At 70.8% G+C, this 20,981-nt stretch carries 23 protein-coding genes and 1 pseudogene; 14 read left to right on the plus strand and 10 right to left on the minus strand.

Annotated features, from left to right (window positions below; genetic code table 11):
* Window positions 1-756 (minus strand): GntR family transcriptional regulator, encoded by a 756-nt coding sequence (locus ACFYYF_RS15295; protein ID WP_388775611.1) that lies wholly within the window; start codon window positions 754-756, stop codon window positions 1-3.
* Between the two features lie 162 nt (window positions 757-918).
* On the opposite strand from ACFYYF_RS15295, the gene ACFYYF_RS15300 reads away from it, so the two are divergent.
* The 4 genes from ACFYYF_RS15300 (at window position 919) to ACFYYF_RS15315 (ending at window position 4,428) form a co-directional block, all read left to right on the plus strand.
* Complete coding sequence (locus ACFYYF_RS15300; protein ID WP_388775614.1) at window positions 919-1,269, plus strand: hypothetical protein; 351 nt, start codon at window positions 919-921, stop codon at window positions 1,267-1,269.
* Window positions 1,269-2,570 carry an FtsK/SpoIIIE domain-containing protein gene (locus ACFYYF_RS15305; RefSeq protein WP_388775746.1) on the plus strand — a complete coding sequence of 434 codons (1,302 nt, stop codon included), beginning with the start codon at window positions 1,269-1,271 and terminating at the stop codon, window positions 2,568-2,570. Before ACFYYF_RS15300 ends, ACFYYF_RS15305 begins: the two co-directional genes overlap by 1 nt.
* Window positions 2,567-2,764 (plus strand): hypothetical protein, encoded by a 198-nt coding sequence (locus ACFYYF_RS15310; protein WP_384794548.1) that lies wholly within the window; start codon window positions 2,567-2,569, stop codon window positions 2,762-2,764. The genes ACFYYF_RS15305 and ACFYYF_RS15310 overlap by 4 nt, the downstream gene beginning before the upstream one ends.
* A gap of 299 nt (window positions 2,765-3,063) precedes the next feature.
* Window positions 3,064-4,428, plus strand: a complete 1,365-nt coding sequence (locus ACFYYF_RS15315) for a replication initiator (protein ID WP_388775748.1) — start codon at window positions 3,064-3,066, stop codon at window positions 4,426-4,428.
* 864 nt (window positions 4,429-5,292) lie between these two features.
* Here the strand turns inward: ACFYYF_RS15315 and ACFYYF_RS15320 are convergent.
* The 4 genes and pseudogenes from ACFYYF_RS15320 to ACFYYF_RS15335 form a co-directional block, all read right to left on the minus strand.
* Window positions 5,293-6,792: a recombinase family protein gene (locus ACFYYF_RS15320; protein WP_388775617.1), complete on the minus strand. Its 1,500-nt coding sequence runs from the start codon at window positions 6,790-6,792 to the stop codon at window positions 5,293-5,295.
* A gap of 12 nt (window positions 6,793-6,804) precedes the next feature.
* Window positions 6,805-7,446, minus strand: a pseudogene (locus ACFYYF_RS15325) (ABC transporter permease); the annotation flags it as partial.
* On the minus strand, window positions 7,406-8,386 hold the full coding sequence (locus ACFYYF_RS15330; protein WP_388775620.1) for an ABC transporter ATP-binding protein: 981 nt from the start codon (window positions 8,384-8,386) through the stop codon (window positions 7,406-7,408). The gene ACFYYF_RS15330 and the pseudogene ACFYYF_RS15325, both read right to left, overlap by 41 nt.
* A complete protein-coding gene (locus ACFYYF_RS15335; RefSeq protein ID WP_388775622.1) occupies window positions 8,383-8,844 on the minus strand; it encodes a MarR family winged helix-turn-helix transcriptional regulator in 462 nt (153 codons plus the stop codon). Before ACFYYF_RS15335 ends, ACFYYF_RS15330 begins: the two co-directional genes overlap by 4 nt.
* A gap of 255 nt (window positions 8,845-9,099) precedes the next feature.
* On the opposite strand from ACFYYF_RS15335, the gene ACFYYF_RS15340 reads away from it, so the two are divergent.
* Entirely contained in the window at window positions 9,100-9,477 is a 378-nt protein-coding gene (locus ACFYYF_RS15340) for an STAS domain-containing protein (RefSeq protein ID WP_388775625.1), read from the plus strand.
* A 30-nt stretch (window positions 9,478-9,507) separates the two neighbouring features.
* On the opposite strand, the gene ACFYYF_RS15345 is transcribed toward ACFYYF_RS15340, so the two are convergent.
* Window positions 9,508-9,939 (minus strand): MarR family winged helix-turn-helix transcriptional regulator, encoded by a 432-nt coding sequence (locus ACFYYF_RS15345; protein ID WP_388775628.1) that lies wholly within the window; start codon window positions 9,937-9,939, stop codon window positions 9,508-9,510.
* 136 nt (window positions 9,940-10,075) lie between these two features.
* Here ACFYYF_RS15345 and ACFYYF_RS15350 point away from each other — a divergent pair, with 136 nt between their 5' ends.
* Window positions 10,076-11,263: a PP2C family protein-serine/threonine phosphatase gene (locus ACFYYF_RS15350; RefSeq protein ID WP_388775631.1), complete on the plus strand. Its 1,188-nt coding sequence runs from the start codon at window positions 10,076-10,078 to the stop codon at window positions 11,261-11,263.
* 134 nt (window positions 11,264-11,397) lie between these two features.
* On the opposite strand, the gene ACFYYF_RS15355 is transcribed toward ACFYYF_RS15350, so the two are convergent.
* A complete protein-coding gene (locus ACFYYF_RS15355) occupies window positions 11,398-11,808 on the minus strand; it encodes an ATP-binding protein (RefSeq protein ID WP_388775632.1) in 411 nt (136 codons plus the stop codon).
* 473 nt (window positions 11,809-12,281) lie between these two features.
* Between ACFYYF_RS15355 and ACFYYF_RS15360 the strand changes: the two genes are divergently transcribed.
* Entirely contained in the window at window positions 12,282-13,496 is a 1,215-nt protein-coding gene (locus tag ACFYYF_RS15360) for a phosphatidylserine/phosphatidylglycerophosphate/cardiolipin synthase family protein (RefSeq protein WP_388775635.1), read from the plus strand.
* A 92-nt stretch (window positions 13,497-13,588) separates the two neighbouring features.
* Here ACFYYF_RS15360 and ACFYYF_RS15365 read toward each other — a convergent pair whose 3' ends face one another.
* Window positions 13,589-14,308: a GAF and ANTAR domain-containing protein gene (locus ACFYYF_RS15365; protein WP_388775637.1), complete on the minus strand. Its 720-nt coding sequence runs from the start codon at window positions 14,306-14,308 to the stop codon at window positions 13,589-13,591.
* Window positions 14,309-14,569: 261 nt separating this feature from the next.
* On the opposite strand from ACFYYF_RS15365, the gene ACFYYF_RS15370 reads away from it, so the two are divergent.
* From ACFYYF_RS15370 to ACFYYF_RS15385, 4 genes are all read left to right on the plus strand, one after another.
* Entirely contained in the window at window positions 14,570-14,830 is a 261-nt protein-coding gene (locus tag ACFYYF_RS15370) for a WhiB family transcriptional regulator (RefSeq protein WP_361692498.1), read from the plus strand.
* A gap of 111 nt (window positions 14,831-14,941) precedes the next feature.
* Window positions 14,942-15,376: an ATP-binding protein gene (locus tag ACFYYF_RS15375; RefSeq protein ID WP_388775640.1), complete on the plus strand. Its 435-nt coding sequence runs from the start codon at window positions 14,942-14,944 to the stop codon at window positions 15,374-15,376.
* 110 nt (window positions 15,377-15,486) lie between these two features.
* Complete coding sequence (locus tag ACFYYF_RS15380) at window positions 15,487-15,807, plus strand: hypothetical protein (protein ID WP_388775643.1); 321 nt, start codon at window positions 15,487-15,489, stop codon at window positions 15,805-15,807.
* Between the two features lie 168 nt (window positions 15,808-15,975).
* Complete coding sequence (locus ACFYYF_RS15385) at window positions 15,976-16,401, plus strand: hypothetical protein (RefSeq protein ID WP_388775646.1); 426 nt, start codon at window positions 15,976-15,978, stop codon at window positions 16,399-16,401.
* Window positions 16,402-16,429: 28 nt separating this feature from the next.
* Here ACFYYF_RS15385 and ACFYYF_RS15390 read toward each other — a convergent pair whose 3' ends face one another.
* Entirely contained in the window at window positions 16,430-16,879 is a 450-nt protein-coding gene (locus ACFYYF_RS15390; protein WP_388775648.1) for an ATP-binding protein, read from the minus strand.
* Between the two features lie 356 nt (window positions 16,880-17,235).
* Between ACFYYF_RS15390 and ACFYYF_RS15395 the strand changes: the two genes are divergently transcribed.
* The 3 genes from ACFYYF_RS15395 (at window position 17,236) to ACFYYF_RS15405 (ending at window position 19,438) form a co-directional block, all read left to right on the plus strand.
* A complete protein-coding gene (locus ACFYYF_RS15395; protein WP_361692483.1) occupies window positions 17,236-17,616 on the plus strand; it encodes a DoxX family protein in 381 nt (126 codons plus the stop codon).
* Window positions 17,613-18,080 carry a peroxiredoxin gene (locus ACFYYF_RS15400; protein ID WP_361692480.1) on the plus strand — a complete coding sequence of 156 codons (468 nt, stop codon included), beginning with the start codon at window positions 17,613-17,615 and terminating at the stop codon, window positions 18,078-18,080. Before ACFYYF_RS15395 ends, ACFYYF_RS15400 begins: the two co-directional genes overlap by 4 nt.
* A 410-nt stretch (window positions 18,081-18,490) precedes the next feature.
* A complete protein-coding gene (locus ACFYYF_RS15405; RefSeq protein ID WP_388775651.1) occupies window positions 18,491-19,438 on the plus strand; it encodes a TauD/TfdA dioxygenase family protein in 948 nt (315 codons plus the stop codon).
* Window positions 19,439-19,493: 55 nt separating this feature from the next.
* Here ACFYYF_RS15405 and ACFYYF_RS15410 read toward each other — a convergent pair whose 3' ends face one another.
* On the minus strand, window positions 19,494-20,969 hold the full coding sequence (locus ACFYYF_RS15410; protein WP_388775653.1) for an FAD-binding protein: 1,476 nt from the start codon (window positions 20,967-20,969) through the stop codon (window positions 19,494-19,496).
* Window positions 20,970-20,981: the final 12 nt, after the last annotated feature.

The following is a 20,981-nucleotide window of genomic DNA, read 5'->3' on the forward strand; positions in this document are numbered from 1 at the left end:
CTACTCGCCCGCGTCGATCCGGTAGGTGAGTTCGGTGCGGGCTGCTCCGATGTGGAGTTCTTCGAGGAGCAGGGCCTGGTCGTCGGTGCCGCAGGTGACGCGGGAGACGTGCAGGACTGGGGTCGCGTCGGGCAGGCGCAGCGTGGTGCGCTCGTCGGGCAGCGGCATGCGGGCCCGTACCGACTCCGACCACCACAGCTCGTGTCCGGCCGCCGTCAGCATGCTGTAGATCGCGGCGGGGGCGGCGTCCGGCCTTTTGCTGAGATCGGATACGGCGTCGACGGTGGCGAAGGGGATCAGGGTGCGGAGCATCGCGCGGGCTCCGGTGTCCGGGTCGGCGAGCAGTTGGTCACAGCCGAACAGGGCTTCTCCCACCTGGAGTCCCAGCAGTTGGGCCGTGGCTTCGGTGGTGTGGGTGCGGTAGGTGTGCGGTTCCTCGGCCTGCTGCCACACGGCGACGCCGTACAGCCTGAAATGCCCGGCCGGTGTCCTGCCGATGTGGCGGGAGATCGGGAGGGCGGGGCCCTTGTCGGAGCGTACGAAGCTGCCCTTGCCGTGATGGACGTCGATGAGTCCCTCCGCGCGCAATGCGGCGACGGCGTTGCGGACGGTGGGGCGCGAGACCTTGTAGCGCTCCATGAGCTGGGCCTCGGAGGGGAGCGGGCCTCCGGGTTCGTACTCGCCGGCCAGGATCGCTTGGCGGATCGCGGCGGCGACCTGCTGGTAGAGGGCTCCGGGGCGCTGGATCTCTGTCATCTCGGCATCTCCGGGTGAGGTCGTAGGCACGTCGCACGCGCGACATCACTCGTCAGCATAAGTAGTTGCGCCCTCGCCGTACAGAGCCGCATAGTCATCACTCGTAAGGACAAGTGACGTCTGAATGTGTCGGGCGTCCTGATTGGCCAAGGAGGCCACGCAATGCAGTCCATTCCCGTGGACACGGCACGACTGGGCGTACTGCGGTGCGCCATTGCACCGGAAGCGAAGATCAGCAACTTCGAGACACAGGAGGTGAAGAGGGACCGGGACGGTAACCCGGTCTGGACCGTCGCCGTCACCGTGCGGCAGGACGGACGACGGATCTCCGTCATCGAGATCGCCGTCAGCGGCCAGCCCCAGGGCATCGACGAAGGGCAGATCGTCAAGGTCACCGGACTGACCGCGTTCATGTGGTCGATGGGCGACCGGCACGGCGTCAGCTTCCGCGCCGACGCGATCACCCCGGTGCCTGGCAGCCCGGCGGCACGCGCGAAGGGCGGTGACGCGTGATGGGGCCGATCCTGCTCGCCCTCGCGCTCGCCGTTCTGGCCTGGCTGCTCGTCGTCGGTGACCTGGTGCGCCAGCACCGTCCGGCCTGGCACTGGTACTTGATCGGCTACCCGGCCACCAGCTGCCGGGTGCTGTTAACCTGGCGCAAGGTCGCCCTGCTCAACGACCTCACCGTCTCCCACCGTCCGTCGCGCGGGCTTCTCGGGGACCTGGTCGTCAAGGGCGATCCGCTACGGCCGCTCACCCCGCGGCGCTCCTTCCCCAGGGCGAACCGCCTCGGCCTGACCGTGGCCGTGCACCTGCACGCGGGCCAGACCCCCGCGACGTACATGAAGGCGGCGGACGCGCTGGTGCACGCCTGGAAGGTCCACTCGGTACGCGTCACCTCCCCCGAACGTGGCCTCGTACTCCTGACCGCGACGGCCACGGATCCCCTGGAGCGGCCCGGCTTAGCCACGGCTCCGGCCGAACTTCTCTCCGCGCTCATCGGTGTCCTGGAGAGCGGCGGAGCCTGGGTGATGAACCTGCGCGTGGTGCCGCACTGGCTGGTCGTCGGGGCCACCCGGTCGGGGAAGTCCACGCTGCTGGCCCGGCTGATCACTCAACTCGCCACTCAGCGGGTTGCCCTGGTCGGGATCGATTGCAAGGGCGGCATGGAACTGGGCCTGTTCGCCGGACGGCTGAGCGCACTGGCTACCTGTCGACGTGAGGCCGTTGCCGTGCTCTCGGCCCTGGTGGTCGACATGCAAGATCGGATGAGTGCGTGCCGCACGGCCGGCGCGCGATCGATCTGGGAGCTCCCGGAGAAGCTGCGGCCCATACCCGTGGTGGTGATCGTCGACGAGATCGCGGAGCTGTACCTCTCTGACGGCACGCGGGAGGGCAAGGCAGAGGCGGAGCAGTGCTCCACGCTCCTGCTCCGCATCGCGCAGCTCGGAGCCGCGCTCGGTATCCACCTGGTGGTCGCCGGCCAGCGGGTCGGCTCCGACCTCGGCCCCGGCGTCACCGCCCTGCGCGCCCAGCTCGGTGGCCGGATCTGCCACCGCGTCAACGACCCCGGCACGGCCGAAATGGCCCTGGGTGATCTGAACAAGGACGCCGTGATCGTCGCCCAGTCGATCAGCGCACAGGAGCGGGGTGTGGCCGTATGCACCGGGCCCGATGGCGGATGGAGCCGTGCCCGGTCCCACCTCACGCCGACGGATGAAGCCGTGTCCGTCACACGCAAGTACGCCGGAATGACACCCGACTTGCCGGGCCTCGCGGGAGCACTCGCAGCCCTGGAAGGAGGCGACAAGTGATCAGCGCCGGTACGGCCGTGTCCCTCGTGTTGCTCTTCGGGGTCATCACCTTCCTCCTCGTCCGCTCTCGTGACGTGCGGATCTGGGAAGCGGCCTGCATCGCCCTGTTCGGCATGTACCTCGGTCAGACCCCGGTCAGCCTCACCATCAACGGCTTCATGACCTGGATCCTCACCGGCTTCGCCCACTTCTGATCAGGAAGGACGCACGCCTATGCCTATGCCTCGCGTGCGGTGCCCGCACTGCAAGGGCGACGGAGCCCGCAAGACCTGGACCGGACGGACACGGCGCTGCCGCGTCTGCCGGGGCACCGGAACCATCCGCTGACCTGGCCACCCTCAGCCCGACCACGCAAGGGAGCGATCCCCATGACCGACAGCGCGCCACCAACCATCACCCGTGCCGCCTCGGCGGCCAACCTTGGAAGGTCACCACCATCACCCCGGAAATCACCCCGGCTGACAGGCGCGCCGTTCTCGACCGCGCGGCGCGCCTGCGTCAGCTCTCAGAAGCAGACCGCGATGCCATCCGCATCGCCCAAGACCCGAAGTTCCCCCGCTGGCTGGAGCAGATAGCCGCTACCGGCGGCTGCGCCCACCCAGTCCACCTCTCCGGCTTCACCACCACCCTGGATGGTGGGACCGGGGAGATCCTCCAGCACTACGACACTCGTGACGAACCCGGCGAACGTCTCCTCGTCCGCTGCCGCAACCGCCGCGCAACCGTCTGCCCCGCCTGCTCCCGTCTTCACGCCGGTGACACCTTCCACCTGGTGCGCGCCGGCCTCCTCGGCGGCAAGAACGTCCCCGAATCGGTCCGCCATCGACCTCGGCTCTTCATCACCCTCACCGCCCCGTCTTTCGGCCCCGTCCACCGTGCCGGAGAGCAGTGCCGCCCCCGCCGCGATGGCGGAACCTGCGAGCACGGACGCCCCATCGGCTGCCGGACGGTGCACGCTTCAGATGCGTCGGTCGTCGGCCAACCACTGTGCCCCGACTGCTACGACTACACGGCCCACGTGCTCTGGCACGCGCACGCCTCCAAGCTGTGGGACCGATTCGTCATCGACGTCCGCCGCCGCATCGCCGCCTCCGCGGGCTTCGTCCAGTCCCACTTCGCCCGGCACGCCCGACTGTCCTTCACTCGCGTCGCCGAGTACCAGAAGCGTGCCGCCGTCCATGTGCACGCCGTCGTCCGCCTCGACGGCCCGAACGGACCCGCCGACGAACCCCCGGCCTGGGGCGCCGCGGACCTGCTCATCGACTCCGTACGCACCTCTGCCCAACGTGTCCTGGTCCGCACTCCCCACAGTCCCGCCCTCGGCGAACTCGAACTCCGATGGGGCACCCAGATCGACATCCGGCCTCTCCGAGCCGACAGCCTCGGTCCCGACGACGATGCCGTAGCCGCGTACGTCGGCAAGTACGTCACCAAGGGAGCGAGCGAGACAGGCGCCGGCATCGATCACCCGATCACCACCCGTGGTGACATCGAGTCCGCACCCGTGAACGATCACGTCCGCACTCTCATGCACACCTGCTGGCGCCTCGGCGGCCTCCCCGAGTACGAACCCCTCCACCTCCGGGCCTGGGCCCACACCCTCGGCTACCGCGGCCACATCCTCACCAAATCCCGCGCCTACTCCACCACCTACGCAGCACTCCGCGCCGAACGCGCCCACCACATGGGCCACGACGACGCCCCCGACACGATGACCGAACGTCACTGGCGCTACACAGGCTCCGGCCATACCCCTGGCGCTTCCCTCATCGCGGCCGGAATCGCGGACGATCTGGCGCGCAACCGCGAGATCGCCCGAGACGAGATCACCTCCGGCCGGAAGGAGGTGATCACCTGACGATACGGCGTGATCACAAGGCGGAACGTGCTCGGCATCTGGAGCGAGTGTGCGCCAAGTTCCCGACCAAGATCAGCTCTGAAGGGGCGCGGCGTCTGGCCCGGCTTCTGCAACCCCCGTTCGTGGACGGGTGTAGCTCCGCTGGAGGGACAAGCTGACCTGGGATCTTTCTAGTTCGATCGTGCGAGGCTCAGATGCCTGCTGCGTTGGCGCAGCCGTTCAAGGCAACGAGCGTAGACAAGATCGGCTGGGTGTCGTTACTCATGCACGAGGGGGCGGCCAAAGCGTCCGATAGGGCATACGCCACGTATGGACCCGTAAGGTCGCGCCGCTGAAACGGTTTCCAGAAGATCTGCGCCAATGGCAGGCGGGCAGTTGGCGGGTCTCGCTCACCAGGAGGGGCAGGGAGTAAGGCGGAAGGTCAGTCGGTCACCGGGACAGACCTACTGGGCCGGCGCGACGGAGGAAACACGCCGGACCAACACGGGACCGAGCTTCACTCCCGCCTTACTCGGGGTTCAGAGATCGACCCCATAATGGCCAAGCAACTTCGTGATAACGGCCCAAAGAGCTCTCGCCCCCATGGCAACCGCCATACGCGAAGCCACCTCACGTAACCGGCCAGATCTCACCCGGCCAGACTCCGCTGTGACCATCCCTGCACCTCATCTCATTGGGCCGGAACCTACGCGGACGACGCAGGCTCCTCCTGGTTGTCCTGGGCCTACGTATTCCGCTCGTCCATAGGCCCCGGCCCTGCCTTGAGATGAGGCATCATCAGGCTAGCTTCAAGAGCATGGTCATGGGGAGTGGTTTGCCAGTATTGCGGAGTGGCCCCATGCGAGTCCCTCCCCTTTCGCTTCGCTAAAGCTCGTTCGGCTCGATGTCCACACGGCCGAAGTCGAAGGTGCGACCCCGTGTCGATGAGGCGTCGATGATCACTGCGCCGAACAGGAAGCGGAGAACGGCGTTCATGCGCTCGTACTGCTTCCCCTTCTCCAACGCCCCCCAGCTTCTCCGCGCGTTGAGACCCACCAAGCCTTCCAGCACCTCCACGGTCGGCCGGACCGCCAACTTGCGGCGGATCTGAGCGATCCGGTCCTCCACCGTCTTGCGCATGGCGCGATACTCGCGCGTCTTCAGTTCCCCGGACTCCCACATGTCTTTTAGCTCGGCGAGCTCCTCCTCGTCGGCCTCGATGACCGCCTGATCAGCCGCTGTCAGGCTCGGCGCCTCGGCTCCGCCGTTCATGTCCAGCCGCTCCAACAGGTTGAGTGCCGCGTCGGTCACAAACGCTTCCAGTGTCGGCGCGGAGACGCTGCGCCCGCAGAACTTGCTGTCCGCGCGCTGGCTGCGTCCACACAGGTACTTGCTCATGGACCCGGCCATGCGCACGCCGCATCGCTTGCACATCACGATGCCGCGGAGCAGGTAGAAGCGGTTGTCCTCGTTCTGGCGGCTCGGGCTGGCCTGTGCCCGGTACGTGCGCCGGTCGCGCACCTCCTGCCAAAGTCCTTGGTTGATGATCGCGGGCCACTGGCCGGGGCCGACTTCCTCGCCTCGAAAGACCCGGATGCCTGCTACGTGGTGACTGTCCAGCAGCGCTCGGACAGTGTCGGCGTTCCACTCGCGGGCGAGGGCCGTTCGTTCGTTGCGTTCGTTGAGGTCACGAGCCAGAGCGGTCGGGCTCTCGCCGTCGAGGTAGCGAGTGAAGACTTCCCGGACGATGGCCGCCTCCGCCATGTTGATCACCGTTCCGGAGGCGTCGTAGCCGTAGCGGCGCTTGCCCCCGTGTGGATGGCCGTCCCGGGCTCGGTCGACCGTGGAGTCCTTCAATCGCCGTGAGGTGTCGTCACTGGATCGGCAGGCGTGTGCCACCTCGATGCGGAGGAAGAACCGGTCGTCGGGGTCGGCGAGATCGCGCCGGTTGGCCTGGCCGTGCAGCGTGATGTTGTGCTGGTCAGCAGTCTGCAAGAGCTGTTCGAGGTCATGGGGTTGCCGCATGAGGCGGTCCGGATGGTAGGCGAGGATGTGTCTCACCTGGCCGTTGCTCACAGCTTCGAGCAGCGCGTCCCACCCCGGGCGCTTGCGGTTGCGCTTCCACGCGGAACGGTTGTTGTCCACGAACACCAGATCGTTCGGCACCGTGAGGTCGAGACGCTCGGCGGTGTCTCGACAGATCCGCTCCTGACGGTCAACGCCCGTCTGGTCGTCGTCGTTCGCCTGCGAGATGCGGCAGTAGATCGCTGCCCTCTCTCCGCTCCATTCGACAGCACTTCGGCGGCCCTGGCGGGGTAAGGACAACCGGGAGATGCGGCGGTCTGCCAGCGGCTGACGGCCTGCTTCCTGCTCGTCTGCGTCCATGGAAATAGCTTATGGGCAGGCAATCGCCTGCCCGATGCCCATCAGCCGGTCCCGGGTGAGCACGATGCCCGCGATCGTCATCGACAGGCAGGAGAAGAAGGCCGAACCGAGCACGACGGCCACCGCCACTCCGAACAGCCGCAGGGGGTTCCAGGTCATGGCCACCCCGAGCAGCGCGGCGATGACGACGACCACCACGGCCTGGATCAGTGCCTTCACTCCCGCGGCGAACGCCTTGCCGGTGATGAGCGCGGAACGGGGCGTGGGCGTGACGAGGAGTTTGGTGAGGATTCCGGCGTCACGCTCCCAGATGATCATGATGCCGTAAAAAATGGCGATGAACATGGCGGACTGGGCGATGATGCCGGGCGCCAGATAGTCGAGGTAGGGGATACCACCGGTCGGGATCGCGTGGATCCGGGTGAACGTCTCGCCGAAGATCAGCAGCCACAGAGCCGGCTGGATCGCGCGGGTGTACAGCTCGGTGCGGTCGTGGCGGAGCTTCTGCAGCTCGACCGCGCACATCGCGGCGACCCTGGCAGGCAGCACACGCCAGCCCGTGCGGGCCCTCGGCGGGGTCACGAGCAGGTCGAGACTCCCGGGGCGGAGGCGGTCAGCCGACGCGGGAAGCGGTACGGCGGGTGCTTCGGACATCGCTGAAGTCTCCTGACCGGTCGTCGAGTCCACTCCCGGCGACGTCACGGAAGACGTCCTCGAGCGTGGGAGGTTCGGCGTCGCCCGCGATCCCGCGGCGCTCACCGAGGTCCGTCCTGAGCTGCCGCGGGGTGCCGAGCGCGCGGACGCGTCCGCGGTGCATCAGCGCCACGCGGTCGCAGTACTGGTCGGCCTCGTCCATGTAGTGGGTCGTCACGAGGACGGTCATCCCGGTGGCGGCCCGTACGGCGTTGATGTGCTCCCACACGCTGGTACGGGCGATCGGGTCGAGGCCGATGGTCGGCTCGTCCAGGATCAGCAGGCGCGGTGCGCTGACCAGGGCCTGGGCGAGTTCGAGGCGGCGGACCATGCCTCCGGAGTACGTCTTGGCCAGCCGGTCGGCCACGTCCGCGAGGCCGACCGCATCGAGGGCCTGGGCGACACGGGCCGCGCGTTCGCGCCGGGACACGTCGAAGACGCGGGCGAACAGGGCGACGTTCTCCCGGCCGGTGAGACCGGAGTCGGCGGACAGTTGCTGCGGAACGTACCCCAACAGGCGTCGTACGGCCATGCGTTCACGGGTGGCGTCGTGCCCGAAGACACGGACCTTCCCGGCCGGGACCGGCAGCAGGGTCGTGATGCACCGGAGCGCCGTCGTCTTGCCAGCGCCGTTGGGCCCGAGCAGTCCGAACACCTCACCGTCACGAACGGCGAGGTCGAGCCCGTCGACGGCGGTCGTCTCGCCGAAGGCGTAGGCGAGTCCGGCACACGACACGGCGTCCGGGGCCGGACCGTCGACGGCCCCGGAGTCGGCCGATCCGGCCAGGAGCGGTGCCGGGGCTCTCCCGGCCCCGTCGCCGACGGGGTTGACCGCGTCGCACGCGGGTTCCGGGGTCACCGGCCGTGCGGGTTCCGCGCGTCCGCTCCTGTGCCGTCTCATGTCTCCTCGGCCTCCTCGTGCAGGTTCGCCGCCAGTTTGCGCAGGGCCGGAAGGGCGGCCTCCAGAGCGGCGCGGTCGGCCGCGTCCAGCCGCTCCACCTGCGCCCGTACGAGCACCGCGCGCCGCTGTCGCCAGTCGCGCAGCCGGGCATCGGCGGCCGGTGTGGACAGCAGCCGGGCGGCGCGCCGGTCCGCCGGGTCCGTCTCGCGGATCAGATAGCCCTCCGCGGTCAACCTGTTGACCAGGGTCGAAACCGAATTGCCCGCCAGGTAGAGCTCCTTGGCCGCCTCCGACACACCGATCCCCGGCCGGTCGACGACCAGCCGCAGCAGGTCGACCTCGGCACCGCGCAGGCTCGGTCCGGCCGTACCGCGGCGCAGCCGCCGCCTGATCAGCCGCTGCAGCCCGGCGAGGGCGTCCGCCAGGGTCTCGGGGAAGCTCTCCGATTCCGACGTCACCATCCGAGATTACCTCTGCCTCAGAGATAATTCGGGAAAGGGAGAGTCAAAAGGCACCGGGGTCGAACGCGAGCACCGGACCTCGCTCACCTCCGGGCGAGGGGCAACCCGGACTCCGGGCCCCCGGTCGGTCTCCGAAAAGGCGAAAACCGAAGGTGTGCACTTCGGTTCGGGGGGTAACCGTTGACCTGCTCACCGGCGTACCCCCGCGCCGGGTCGATCCCGAGGGGTCGGAGTTCCAACGTGGAGGTAACCGTGCCGGCCGAAGAGGCTCCTGTGTCCATCGACGCGACCGTGTACGCCGAGGGCATCGCCCTGGTCACCGTCGCCGGGGAACTGGACGTCGAGACAGCACCTGAGCTGCACAACCGACTGGCCGACCAGATCCGCGGTGGCCGACGGCATCTGCTGCTCGACATGTCCGCGGTCCCCTTCATGGACTCCTCCGGCATCAACGCCCTGCTCAAGGCGCACGACGCCGCCGGACGCGCGGGAGGGGGCCTGCGCCTCGTGTCCCCGGCCCCGGTCGTCCAGCGCGTCCTGGATCTCACCGGCGTCAGCCTCGCCATACCGTCGGTGAAGGACGTGGACGCCGCGCTGGTCCAGATCGGCGAAGGGACGGCCCCGCACTAGGGCCCGGCGGACGGGAGCGCCGGACACGGCCTAGGCGGAGCGGGCCTCCGTCGGGCCGGTCTCGTGGAGCTGGGCCGCCGCGGCCACGCAGAAGGCCGCCAGCCCCTCCACGAGCGCCGCCCGCCCGGCGGCCGGCATCTGCTCGAGGACCGCTTCCACCGCCTGCTCCCGCCGCGCACGCAGCTCGGCGAGAAAGGTCCGGCCCTGGGGGCTCAGGAACAACCGCAGCTCGCGGCGGCTCGTCGCGCTCGGTGCCCGCTCGATGAATCCCACGGCTTGGAGCCGGTCGCAGAGCCTGCTGGTGGAGGGAGGTGTGGAGCCGAGCGCGTCGGCCAGGGTCCTCAGATTGATGCCCTCGTCGTGCTCCAGGACGAACAGCACCCGCAGCTGGGAGGCGGAGACCGGGGCCGTCGAGGCGCGGCCCCAGAGGATCTCCAGCAGCTCGGCCGCCTCGGCGGTCACGCGGGCCACCTCACTGCGGTGCGGGCGCGGGCCTGAGGAAGTCACCGTCCAACTCTCCCAGTCTTCTCGAGCACTGTCAGCCTGTCGGCCCGACGTCAGGAACAAAATGGTGGATATCAACACTCAAGAGATGGGCATGTCCGACATCGTGAACAGATTCGTGGCCGCGGAGCGTGCGCTGCGCACCGCGGCGCCCCACCAGCTGCTGGACGCCGTCCGTGACGTGCTGTGCGCACACTACGCGGCGGATTCCGTCGAACTCTTCATGGCCGACTACGGGCTCACCGTGCTGCAGCCCGTCTCGGTGCTTCCGCACACCCTGGAACCCATTCCGGTGCACACCAGCCCCGAGGGCCGGGCCTTCGGCGCGCAGGAGCCCTTCGTCGAGCAACGCGGCGACGAGATCGTACGGGCGCACCTCCCGGTGACGGTGCGCGGCGACCGGCTCGGCGTCCTGTCCGTCGTCCTGCCCTCCTCCGCATGCGACACCGCGACGCTCGCCGAGCTCGCCGACGTCGCGGAGGTCCTCGCCCACGAGGTGCTGGTGGCCGAACGCGACACCGACCTGTATCTCCAGGCGCGCCGCAAGGACCGGCTGACCCTGGCCGCGGAGATGCAGTGGCAACTCCTGCCCGGCCGCTCCTGCTCCCGGCCCGAGTACGAACTCGGTGCCCAGCTCGAACCCGCCTACGCGATCTTCGGCGACAACTTCGACTGGTCGGCCGACGCCGAACGGCTGTCCCTCTACGTCACGAACGGGATGGGCGAGGGCATCGAGGCGTCGCTGCTCACCAATCTCGGCATCAACGCCCTGCGCAACGCGCGCCGGGCCGGCATCCCGCTCCACGACCAGGCGGCCCTCGCCGACCAGGCGATCTACGCGCAGTACCGCGGCGACCGCTATCTCTCCGTGCTCATGCTCGACTTCGAGTTGTCCACGGGCCGGATGCAGGTGATCGACGCGGGCTCGCCGCAGATGCTGCGGCTGCGCGGCCGGACCGTCGAGCGCGTGGACTTCGAGGCCCAGTTGCCCCTCGGCATGTTCGAGGAGACCGACTACCTCGTGCAGGAGTTCCACGTGGAGCCCGGTGACCGGCTCCTCTTCGTGAGCGACGGTGTCCACGCCGTGGCCGGGCCGGGCGGAGAGACGTACGGGGAGAAGGCCCTGGCCATGGCGATCAACTCCACCCGATTGCTGCCGGCGACAGAGGTGCCCCGCGCCGTCCTGCGGGAACTGAGCGGCCACCGGGGCAGGCCGGGCCCCGAGGACGACGCCCTCGTGGTGTGCCTCGACTGGCACGGTCCTGAGGGCGCCGGACGCTGAGAGGGCCGAGGAGACCGGCGGTCCGGGCGGGCCGGCGCCGAGGGCCGGGACATCCGGCGGGCGGGTGCAGGGGGCCGGGAGATCCGGCGGTCCGGGCCGCCGGGTGCCCGTGCGGCCCCGGCCGCCGGTCCTCGTCAGAAGCTCACGACCGCGTGGACCGTCTTGCCGTCGGGCCGGGACAGCACGGTCAGCTCGGAGGACAGCCGGCGCACCAGGGGCCAGCCGAGGCCGCCCTGTCCGGTCAGGTCGAGGCGCCGGGGACGCGGGGGCTCGGGGTCGTCGTCGGAGACCGAGATGCCCACTCCGTGGCCCATGTCCCTCAGGTCGAGGCTGCAGAGCCGGCCGCGCGCGTGCCGCACCACGTTCGTCACGAGCTCCGAGACCACGAGCATGACGGCCTCGGTGGTCTCCCGCGGTACGGCGCGTGGCAGCGTCCCCAGGAACGTGCGGACCATCCGCCGGGCCTGCACAGCGGCCTGCGGATCCCGCTCCAGCCTCGCGCCGAGACCGGGACCGAGTTCGCAGGGCGGTTCGACGGTGGTCATTCCTTCGCCTCCCTTGCCGTACGTCCTGCCCGTTCGCCGCGCGGCGGCGCCACTCCGTGCTGATCGAAGTGCGGGCGGGCTGCCTCCCCTTCTTCCCGGACCTCAGGAGGCCATGTCACGGGTTCCCCCACCTTCACACCCCACCCACAGACGTCCCGTCGGGCGTGGCCAGGAGCCCTGCCGGGAGCGACGGGACTCCGGGGGGACTGCCGCGGCGGATCGGGGGCACTAGGCACGCGTCCCGGACGCCGACGGGCGGTCCGGTGACATCGCTCCCGTGGCGGTCGTACGGGGCCGGGCGACCCCGGGACCGGCACGGTCGAGCGGCTGGGGTGGTGACCCGCGCCGGAAAGGGGCCGGCGGGGCCACCACCCCAGCACTGCCCCGCGCCCGCCCGCGGCGCCGGGGCGGCACGCGGTACGTACGGACGGAACGCGGCACCGAGACGCGGCACCGAGACAAGGAGACGGCGGATGTCCCAGACCATCGAGGCGGGAGCCGAGGCGTACGGCACGGTGGACCCGGCGGAGGCGCGACGCCGCAAGCAGCGGTTCCGCAGACGTCTGGAGCGGCTGCTCGGCATCGCCGCCACCGAGGGCAACGAACTGGTTCCCCTGCGGAACGGCGACCGGATCTTCGGCGCGATGCTCGAAGCGGTGCGCTCCGCCGAGCACACCATCGACATGATGACGTTCGTGTACTGGCGCGGACAGATCGCCCGTGACTTCGCCGCCGCGCTGGCCGACCGCGCGCGGGAGGGTGTCCGGGTGCGGCTGCTGCTGGACGGCTTCGGCGCGAAGCGCATCGAGGAGGAGCTGCTGCGGTCCATGACCTCGGCGGGTGTGCAGGTCGCGTGGTTCCGCAAGCCGTTGTGGCTCTCCCCCCTCAAGCAGAACCACCGCTGTCACCGCAAGGCGCTCGTCGTGGACGAGCACACGGCGTTCACCGGCGGGGTGGGCATCGCCGAGGAGTGGTGCGGGGACGCCCGGGGTCCCTCCGAGTGGCGGGACACCCACGTCAAGGTGCGGGGGCCAGCCGTGGACGGCATCGCCGCCGCGTTCGCGCAGAACTGGGCGGAGTGCCACGACGAGCTCTTCGACGACCGGGACCGCTTCACCGGGCACGGACAGCCGGGCACCGCGACCGTGCAGGTGGTGCGGGGCTCCGCCAGTTTCGGCTGGCAGGACATGCAGACCCTCATCCGGGTGATGCTCACCTCCGCCGAGGAACGCTTCCGCCTCGCCACCGCCTACTTCGCGCCCGACACCTACTTCGTGGACCTGCTGTGCGCGACGGCGCGGCGCGGTGTCCGGGTGGAGATCCTGCTGCCCGGTCCGTACACCGACCAGCGGGCCTGTCAGCTCGCCGGCCAGAACCACTACGGCGCGCTGCTGGACGCCGGTGTCGAGATACGCCAGTACCAGCCGACCATGCTCCACACCAAGATCATGACGGTGGACGGGGTGGCGTCCTTGATCGGCAGCACCAATTTCAACAGGCGCTCGATGGAGCACGACGAGGAGGTCATGCTGGCCGTCCTCGACGAGGCGTTCACCGGGGCCCTCGACCGGGACTTCGACGAGGACCGGGAGAACGCCGTGGGCATCGAGCCGACCCGCTGGCGCCGCAGGTCGCCCGTCCAGCGGGCCAAGGAGCTGGCCGTCGTACCCCTGCGCCGCTTCCTCTAGCCGGACCGCCAGCGGGGTCGGGCCAACCGTCAGCGCGGGCCGGCCCGACCGTCAGCGGGTCGGGCCAACCGTCAGCGGGGTCGTCCCGGCCCTCAGCGCGGGCGTTCGCCCGTCTCGCAGACCGTGCGGGCGATCTCCCGCAGCTTGATGTTGTGATCCTGGGAAGCCTTCTTCAGCACCGCGAAGGCGTTCTCCTCGCTGAGGCCGTGGCGCTCCATGAGGATGCCCATGGCCTCACCGATCTCGTGCCGGGTCTCCAGGGCGTGACCGAGCTGCTGCTGCTTCCGCGCCGCCGAGAGGGCGACCGCGGCGTGCGCGGCCAGGATCCAGCCGGCGCGCTGAGCCGCCTCGTCGAAGACGTCCGGGGTGTGCGAGTACACGTTCAGCGCGCCGAGCGCGTCCTCGTCGGTGAACAGCAGGAAGCCCATGACGCTGCCCATGCCCAGCTTCCTCAGCTCGGGCGCGAAGCGTGACCACCGCTCGTACGGCCGGCTCAGGTCCTCGATGACGTAGAGCTGCCGCCGGTCGGTCACCGCGTCGAAACACGGCCCCTCCTGCAGCTCCTGCTGGATGCGGTCCGCCTCGCGCACGACGTCGCCGGTCGCGGCCAGTGCGCTGACCTCACCGCGGCGGACCGTGAGGATGCCGGCCTCGTCGCAGTCGTTGATCAGCACCTTCGCGTGCTCGACGATCCGGTCCAGGGTCGCCTGCACCGTGTCCTGCGCCAGCAGGTCCCGGGCCATGTCCGCCAGGGCCATGGCGAACTTCTCCCAGACCTCGGCGGACTCCTGCGCCATGAGCCATCCGTTCATCCGTCGAAACGAAGGTCGGGGCGGAACCAGCCCCCACCTGGGCTTCCATTTTGCCACCCCGGCACGCGCCCGCCCCGCCGATCGGGTGACGCCGGTCCGCCGACCCGGGGAATCCCGTCGCGCGGCGTGGCCGACACACGCGGCCGACCCAGTATCCACGGGATCTTTGCACGACTCGCCTGTTTCATCGGGCGGATCAAGGGTGACCCGAGAAGGGACCGAATGCACGAGGAACGCACTCGACCCGATCAGGAGGTTCCCATGGAGAACTGGCGCGAAGGCGCGTCCTGCCGCACCGTCGACCCCGATCTGTTCTTCCCCATCGGGAGCACCGGCCCCGCGGTGCTCCAGATCCAGGAGGCGAAGGCGGTCTGTGCGGGCTGCCCGGTCCGTGAGGAGTGCCTGCGGTGGGCACTGGACACGAGCCAGACCGTCGGTGTCTGGGGCGGGACGAGCGAGGCGGAACGGCGCGCGCTGGCGCGGCGCCGCTCCCGCCGGCGCTCCCAGGAGACCTCCGCGTAGCCAGGAGGGGCAGCGCCGGGCCGCACCGCACGGGGGCCGGGTTCGAAGCGGGTGACCGGGTCGCGACGCGGCGAGGGACATTCCGCCGACGAGATCCGAACGAAGGGCACGATGGAGATCGATCCGAGCCGGAACAGGAAGGGGGCGTCCGAGGACCTGGGGACGCTCACCAGCGCCTTCGGCGGGGAGCTGCGCAACGTGACCGACGCGCGACTGGCCGCGGACGGCTATCTGCGCGCCCTCGCGCGGGCGACACCGCCCTCGCAGGCGGAGCACTGGGACGACATCCTGCTGGTGGTCACCGAACTCGCCGCGAACACGATCCAGTACGCTCCCGGCCCCTTCGAACTCCAGATGCGTCCCACCACCGGCGGTGTGCACGTGACGGTCCACGACACCAGTACGACCCCGCCGGCGCCGCGCCGCTTCCGCCCTTCCCAGGGCGGCGGCGGCATCGGCTGGCATCTCGTCCACGCGCTCTGCGACCAGGTGAGTGTGATCGTGCGGCCCGACGGCAAGGACGTCCACGCGTTCCTGCCCTGGTGACGGACCCGAATCAGCGCCTGCGCCCGCCGACGCGGAGGTGTCGTTCCGCGCGACCTGGGCACACGGTTCCGGTGAAGCAAGCTATTCCGTCGCACGATCGAGGTGGAGCGTTGAGTCCGGAGCCGGAGCCGTCCGAGCGGGAACCGTCCGAGCGGGAGCACGCCGTGTGGGACCGGGTGCGCCGCACCGCCACGGGAATGAACCACCACCGGGCGAAGGCGGCCCTCGACGACGCGCGGGAGGCCGCCGAGGCCGGTTCGGACGGCGGCACGTCCGCCTCCGACGCTTGGACGGAGGTGGACGAGTGGGAACGGATCACCGAGGCCCTGGCCGACCACGCCGGTTCGTACGACCCCGCCGCGGACCCCTTCGTCCAGGGGCAGCTCACCGCCCGGTCCCGTCGCGCACAGACATCCGCGCGACGGGACTGAGCACCGTTCCGCCCACGATGTCAGTCCCGTACGGAACAATGCTGGTCAGCCGCAACAGCACCGCACCCGTGCCGTGTGATCCCGTCCGCTCGTCGAAAGGCCGCCCGCACATGACGCCGACCCCGCATCTCCGTGCCGTGCCGCGAGCGCCGATCGGAGGCCGGTGACATGCTGCGGCCGCTGCCCCGCACGCGCGCCCAGCTCAGCCCCGAGGGCGCCGAGATACTCCGGCTGATCACCCAGCGGCGGTACCCCGTCCGTCTCACGGTGCACGCGAACGGCCGCCGCCGGTACGGCTATTGGCTCCCGCTCGACCCCGGGACCGGACGCGGCGGCTGCTATGTGGCGCTACCCACCGGCGAGTGCGACGCACTGCACGCGGCGGGCCGGATCGTGCTGGGAGACGCGCTCGTCGACCCCGCGAAGACCACGTACGCGGTCCAGGCCGCGGCACGGACGACCGTCACGGGCAGGAGCGAGGCAGTCGGCAGGAGCGAGGCCACCGGTCGGAGCGAGGCGACGGGCCGGAGCACGGCGACCCGGCGGAGCGGGGCGATGGATTCGACCACCTTTCGACAGGCCCTGACGGCCTGACCCGGCGGCGGGGCGGTGCCGTTCAGCCCTACGGGCCTGCCGAGAGCGGCACCTCGGCCGTTATGCGCTTGCCGCCGGCCCGCAGGTTCGAGACGACGACGTCGCCGGCCAGGGCACAGACGATCATCCAGCCCCGGCCGCCCACCCGCATCCGGCCGACGTCGCCGAACGGATCACCGGGCACGGGCAGTTGATCGCTGCGGTCGCTCACGGACACGCGCACCGCCCGCTCCGTACGTGTCACCTCGAAGCCGGTGACCCCGCCTCCGTGGAGCATCGCGTTGGTGACCAGCTCGGAGGCGACGAGCAGGGCGTCACCGAGGGCGTCCTCGTCGTGGCGGGCGAGGCCACCGGGCCGGCCCATGAGGGCGCGCCTGACCGCCTGCCGCACATCGGCGGGGCTGCCCGAGCCCGTCGGGACCGTCCGTCGGGGACCGGCCACCGTGTCGGTGGCGGACCTCTGATCCTGCCGGCACATCCGCTGCTCCTCCGTTCCCGGCCGGAATCGCGCGGGGCCCCCGCGACATCCACGGCGGACCCCGCGGAACCGCGGCCATGGTCTTCACCGCGCTACGCCGTCGGCCTTTCCACGTCCTCGCGTCTCGGCCAGGGCGAGTCTCCTTCTACAGCTCACCGCGCACGGCGTTCCCAAACCTGGACGTTCACGCATCCACCGGACGCAGCGATTCCGATCCCCGTTCGCCCGGCACGGCCCCGGTACCGGCGCCGGCACGCGGAGGGCACGCGATGCACAGCCAACCGAGGAGCCCCACCCGTACCACGGGCACTTACTCTGCAGTAATATCCGCGGGCAGGCCCCCGGAGGAGGAATTCGTGCCACGGCCCGACCGATCGCCCTTGCTGCTCGCAGGCCTTCTGGCCACCGCGGGCGTCGCCCACTTCGCCGCACCGCGGCAGTTCGACGCCATCATCCCGCGCGCACTGCCGGGAGCACCGAGAACCTGGACCTACGCGAGCGGCGCCGCCGAACTCGCCCTGGCGGCCGGGGTGGCACTCCCCCGGACGCGCCGGGTCGCAGCGCTCGCCACCGCCGCGTTCTTCGTCGGGGTCTTCCCCGCCAACGTCAAGATGGCCGCGGACTGGCGCGGGCGCCCCGCGCCGCTCCGGGCCGCGGCCCTCGCACGGCTCCCGCTGCAGGTGCCGCTCGTCCTGTGGGCGCGCGGAGTCGCCCGGTCCGGAAAGGGACTGTCATGACATCTCAGGTGAACGTCGGCGACCAGGTCGAGGACTTCTCGCTGCCGGACGAGACCGGGGCGATGCGGAGCCTGTCCGAGCTGCTGGCCGAGGGGCCGGTGGTGCTCTTCTTCTATCCCGCGGCCCTCACCGCCGGCTGCACCGCCGAGGCCTGCCACTTCCGTGACCTGGCCACCGAGTTCACGGCCGCCGGCGCGCGTCCGGTCGGGATCAGCGGTGACGCGGTCGACCGGCAGCAGGAGTTCGCCGAACGGCACACGCTCGGCTTCCCGCTGCTGTCCGACGTCGACGGAAGCGTGCGGGAGCGGTTCGGGGTGAAGCGGGGCTTCTCGCTCGCCCCCACCAAGCGCGTCACCTTCGTGATAGCGGCCGACCGCACCGTCCTCGAGGTGGTCCGCAGCGAACTGCGCATGAGCGCCCACGCCGACCGGGCTCTCGCCGCGCTGCGCGAGCACAAGGGCTGAGAGGTCCGGGGCGCCGCCGCGGGCGGCCCCGAACGGAGTGAACGGGCCCCGCCCCTATGCGGATGGAGGGCGGGTCCCGTTCACTGTGCCTCATTCTCGGCACGGTCCGTGTCCGCCGACAGGGAGTGCGACCCGGTGACGTGGAGGACGCCGCGCACACCCCGTGCGCGCCGCGCGCCTCCCGTGTGCGCCGGTCCTCACGCGAACGCGCGCCCTCCCCGCCGAGGCACCGCCGCCCTTCCCGGCCGACACCCTCAGCCGGTCCCGAGCGAAGCCCCCTCCCGCTCTCCCGCGCACCGCTGCCCTCCCCCGGCCGAGGCCCGTCGCCGCGTGCGAGGCGGCCTGTCGGGTCCCCGGTCGAGCGGTCATGCTGGAGCCGACGAGCAGGACACACGAGCCACGGAGGCCCCATGACGGACCAGGTCACATCTCTCGAAGTGAAGCCGGCGGCGGGACACATCGGCGCCGAGATCACGGGAGTCGACCTGGCGGAGCCGCTGAAGGACGAGGTCGTGGCCGCGATCAGGGCGGCCCTCCTGCGCTGGAAGGTGCTGTTCTTCCGCGGCCAGCGACTCGATCACGCCTCGCACGTCGCCTTCGCCCACCGGTTCGGAACGCCGGTCCGCCTCCGGTCCCGGGGCAGCGTGTCGCCCGGGGAGTTCCCCGAGGTCGAGACGACGGCCGACCGCCTCGAACTGGGCGGGCGCTACGGGATGGACCACGAGGAGTGGCTGCGCAGACGCCGTCACTCGCTGCTGCGCGGCTGGCACTGCGACCACGGCGCCCGCGTCGATCCCCCGGCCGCGACGATTCTGCGCGCCGAGACCGTACCGCCGTACGGCGGCGACACGACGTGGTCGAACCTGGCCGCCGCCTACGCGGGCCTCTCGGCTCCCGTCCGTGCCTTCGTCGACACCCTGCGCGCCGAGCACCGGCTCGGGGTCGGCTACCAGAGCCGGCCGGGCGACGACGCGTACGCCCGTCATCTGCTGGACCGTCAGATCGCCACCGATCACCCGCTGGTGCGGGTGCACCCGGAGTCGGGCGAGCGGGTGCTGTTCGTCAACGGCTACTACGTCGAGCAGATCCTCCAGGTGTCCCGGCCGGAGAGCCGGGCGCTGCTCGACATGCTGCTGGAGCAGGCGACCCGGCCCGAGTACACGGTCCGCTTCCGCTGGGAGCCGGGCAGTGTGGCCTTCTGGGACAACCGCGCCACCATCCATCTGGCACCGAGCGACACCGCCCACCTCGACCACCCCCGGGTCATGCACCGGGTGATGCTGGCCGGTGACGTCCCGAAGGGGGTGGACGGCGAGCCGTCCGTGCCGATCGTGGGCAGTGAGCCCGGCCGCTGGTGACACCGGGCCGGGAAGGGGTCACCGGCGGACGGACCGCCGGTGACCGCCGCCGCCGTCAGAAGATGCCCTGCCCGGGGACCAGGATTCCTCGCGGGTCGTAGGTGTGCCGGGCGGAAGCCAGCCGCCGGTAGGCGGGGCCGAAGTGCTCGCGCCAGTCCGCCGCGCCGAAGGGGACCGAGCCGACCGGGTAGTGGGTGCCGCCCGCCGCGTGGACGGTCTCGTAGGCGGCCCGGTTGGCCGCGAGCAGCCGGTCGACGGTCGCGGTGTCCTCGGGCGGGGTCGTGCGCAGAACGGCCAGGAGGTAGGACACCGGGTCGTCGGCGGTGCGCAGCAGCGGGGCGTGCAGGTTCTCGCGCAGCACCGGGTACAGCAGGACGACGCCGGGCCCGAGGTCGGCCGGGGTGAGGTCCGCCAGCAGGGATGCGGTCAGCGTCGCCGCCGAACGGCCCGGCAGCAGCAGGTTCAGCCAGGGGTGGGCGAAGGCCCACAGGCCCGCCGCCTTGAGGGCGGCGACTCCGGCGGCGAGCCGGTCGAGGAAGTCGTAGTAGCCGAGGTCGCTCGCCTGGACGCCCGAGGGGTCGTGGCGCAGTCCGCTGAGCAGCGCGGTGTCGTCCGGGACGGGACCGACGGGCGGACCGTAGGCGACGGCTTCGATGACGTACGCGTTGAAGTCGCCGTCGGCGTCGGCGGTCACCTGGCCCTCGACGTAGTCGAACCGGCCCTCCTCGACGAGCCGCCGCTGGTCGTCGAGGAACGTGCGCAGGTCGTCGTACGGAAGGAGGTAGTGCCGTACGGTCCCGGGCGCGGGGACCAGGCGCAGGGTGGCGGCGACGATGATCGCGCACTGGCCGAGTCCGGCGAGCACGGCGTGGAACAGGTCGCTGTTGCGGGTCCGGGAACAGCGGACGAGTTCGCCCGCCCCGGTGACGACCTGGAGTTCCGTCACGTTGTCGACCTGGGCGCCCTGCTGGTGGGTCTGGCCTCCGATACCGCCGACCGACAGGGTTCCGCCGACGGAGAGTTCGAGGTAGTCGGTGAAGGTGGGCGGGGTGAGTCCGTGGGCCAGGGTGGCCCGGGCGACCTCGCTCCACCGGGCTCCCGCGCCGACGGTGACCGTCGCGCTGCCCGGTCCGACCGGGCCGATGGACGCGAGCGGGGTGGTCTCGACGATCAGGCCGCCGTCGACCTGCGCCTGCCCCTGGGTGGCGTGGCCCTGGCCGCGCGGTGCGACGGAGATGCCGTGCTTGTTGCAGAAGCGGACCATGGCGACGATGTCGCGCACCGAGCCGGGTCGCAGGACCGCGGCGGGACGCCGGTGCACGATGTGTCCGTAGTCGTCGGCGTCCGCGGTGAGCGAGGCGTCGTCGGTGTGCACACTGCCGTCCAGCGACGGGAGGCCCGCGAGCGGCCGGCGGGTGGTGTCGGTCGTGGTGGCCGCCCAGCTCCGGGTGAAGGGATCGAACCCGACGACCGCGGCGCCGGTGGCGGCGAGGCCCTTGATTGCGGTACGTCGCGAGGGTGTCCGGGGCATGCGCTCCTCCAG

The sequence above is a fragment of the Streptomyces sp. NPDC001914 genome (assembly GCF_042891215.1).
Taxonomy (GTDB): Bacteria; Actinomycetota; Actinomycetes; order Streptomycetales; family Streptomycetaceae; genus Streptomyces.

Excerpts from the sequence above, each read along its gene's own strand:
- ACFYYF_RS15295 (WP_388775611.1), bottom strand. The coding sequence starts at position 756 with ATGACAGAGATCCAGCGCCCCGGAGCCCTCTACCAGCAGGTCGCCGCC.
- ACFYYF_RS15300 (WP_388775614.1), top strand. The coding sequence starts at position 919 with ATGCAGTCCATTCCCGTGGACACGGCACGACTGGGCGTACTGCGGTGC.
- ACFYYF_RS15305 (WP_388775746.1), top strand. The coding sequence starts at position 1,269 with ATGGGGCCGATCCTGCTCGCCCTCGCGCTCGCCGTTCTGGCCTGGCTG.
- ACFYYF_RS15320 (WP_388775617.1), bottom strand. The coding sequence starts at position 6,792 with ATGGACGCAGACGAGCAGGAAGCAGGCCGTCAGCCGCTGGCAGACCGC.
- ACFYYF_RS15330 (WP_388775620.1), bottom strand. The coding sequence starts at position 8,386 with ATGAGACGGCACAGGAGCGGACGCGCGGAACCCGCACGGCCGGTGACC.
- ACFYYF_RS15350 (WP_388775631.1), top strand. The coding sequence starts at position 10,076 with ATGTCCGACATCGTGAACAGATTCGTGGCCGCGGAGCGTGCGCTGCGC.
- ACFYYF_RS15355 (WP_388775632.1), bottom strand. The coding sequence starts at position 11,808 with ATGACCACCGTCGAACCGCCCTGCGAACTCGGTCCCGGTCTCGGCGCG.
- ACFYYF_RS15360 (WP_388775635.1), top strand. The coding sequence starts at position 12,282 with ATGTCCCAGACCATCGAGGCGGGAGCCGAGGCGTACGGCACGGTGGAC.
- ACFYYF_RS15365 (WP_388775637.1), bottom strand. The coding sequence starts at position 14,308 with ATGAACGGATGGCTCATGGCGCAGGAGTCCGCCGAGGTCTGGGAGAAG.
- ACFYYF_RS15370 (WP_361692498.1), top strand. The coding sequence starts at position 14,570 with ATGGAGAACTGGCGCGAAGGCGCGTCCTGCCGCACCGTCGACCCCGAT.
- ACFYYF_RS15375 (WP_388775640.1), top strand. The coding sequence starts at position 14,942 with ATGGAGATCGATCCGAGCCGGAACAGGAAGGGGGCGTCCGAGGACCTG.
- ACFYYF_RS15385 (WP_388775646.1), top strand. The coding sequence starts at position 15,976 with ATGCTGCGGCCGCTGCCCCGCACGCGCGCCCAGCTCAGCCCCGAGGGC.
- ACFYYF_RS15390 (WP_388775648.1), bottom strand. The coding sequence starts at position 16,879 with ATGTGCCGGCAGGATCAGAGGTCCGCCACCGACACGGTGGCCGGTCCC.
- ACFYYF_RS15400 (WP_361692480.1), top strand. The coding sequence starts at position 17,613 with ATGACATCTCAGGTGAACGTCGGCGACCAGGTCGAGGACTTCTCGCTG.
- ACFYYF_RS15405 (WP_388775651.1), top strand. The coding sequence starts at position 18,491 with ATGACGGACCAGGTCACATCTCTCGAAGTGAAGCCGGCGGCGGGACAC.
- ACFYYF_RS15410 (WP_388775653.1), bottom strand. The coding sequence starts at position 20,969 with ATGCCCCGGACACCCTCGCGACGTACCGCAATCAAGGGCCTCGCCGCC.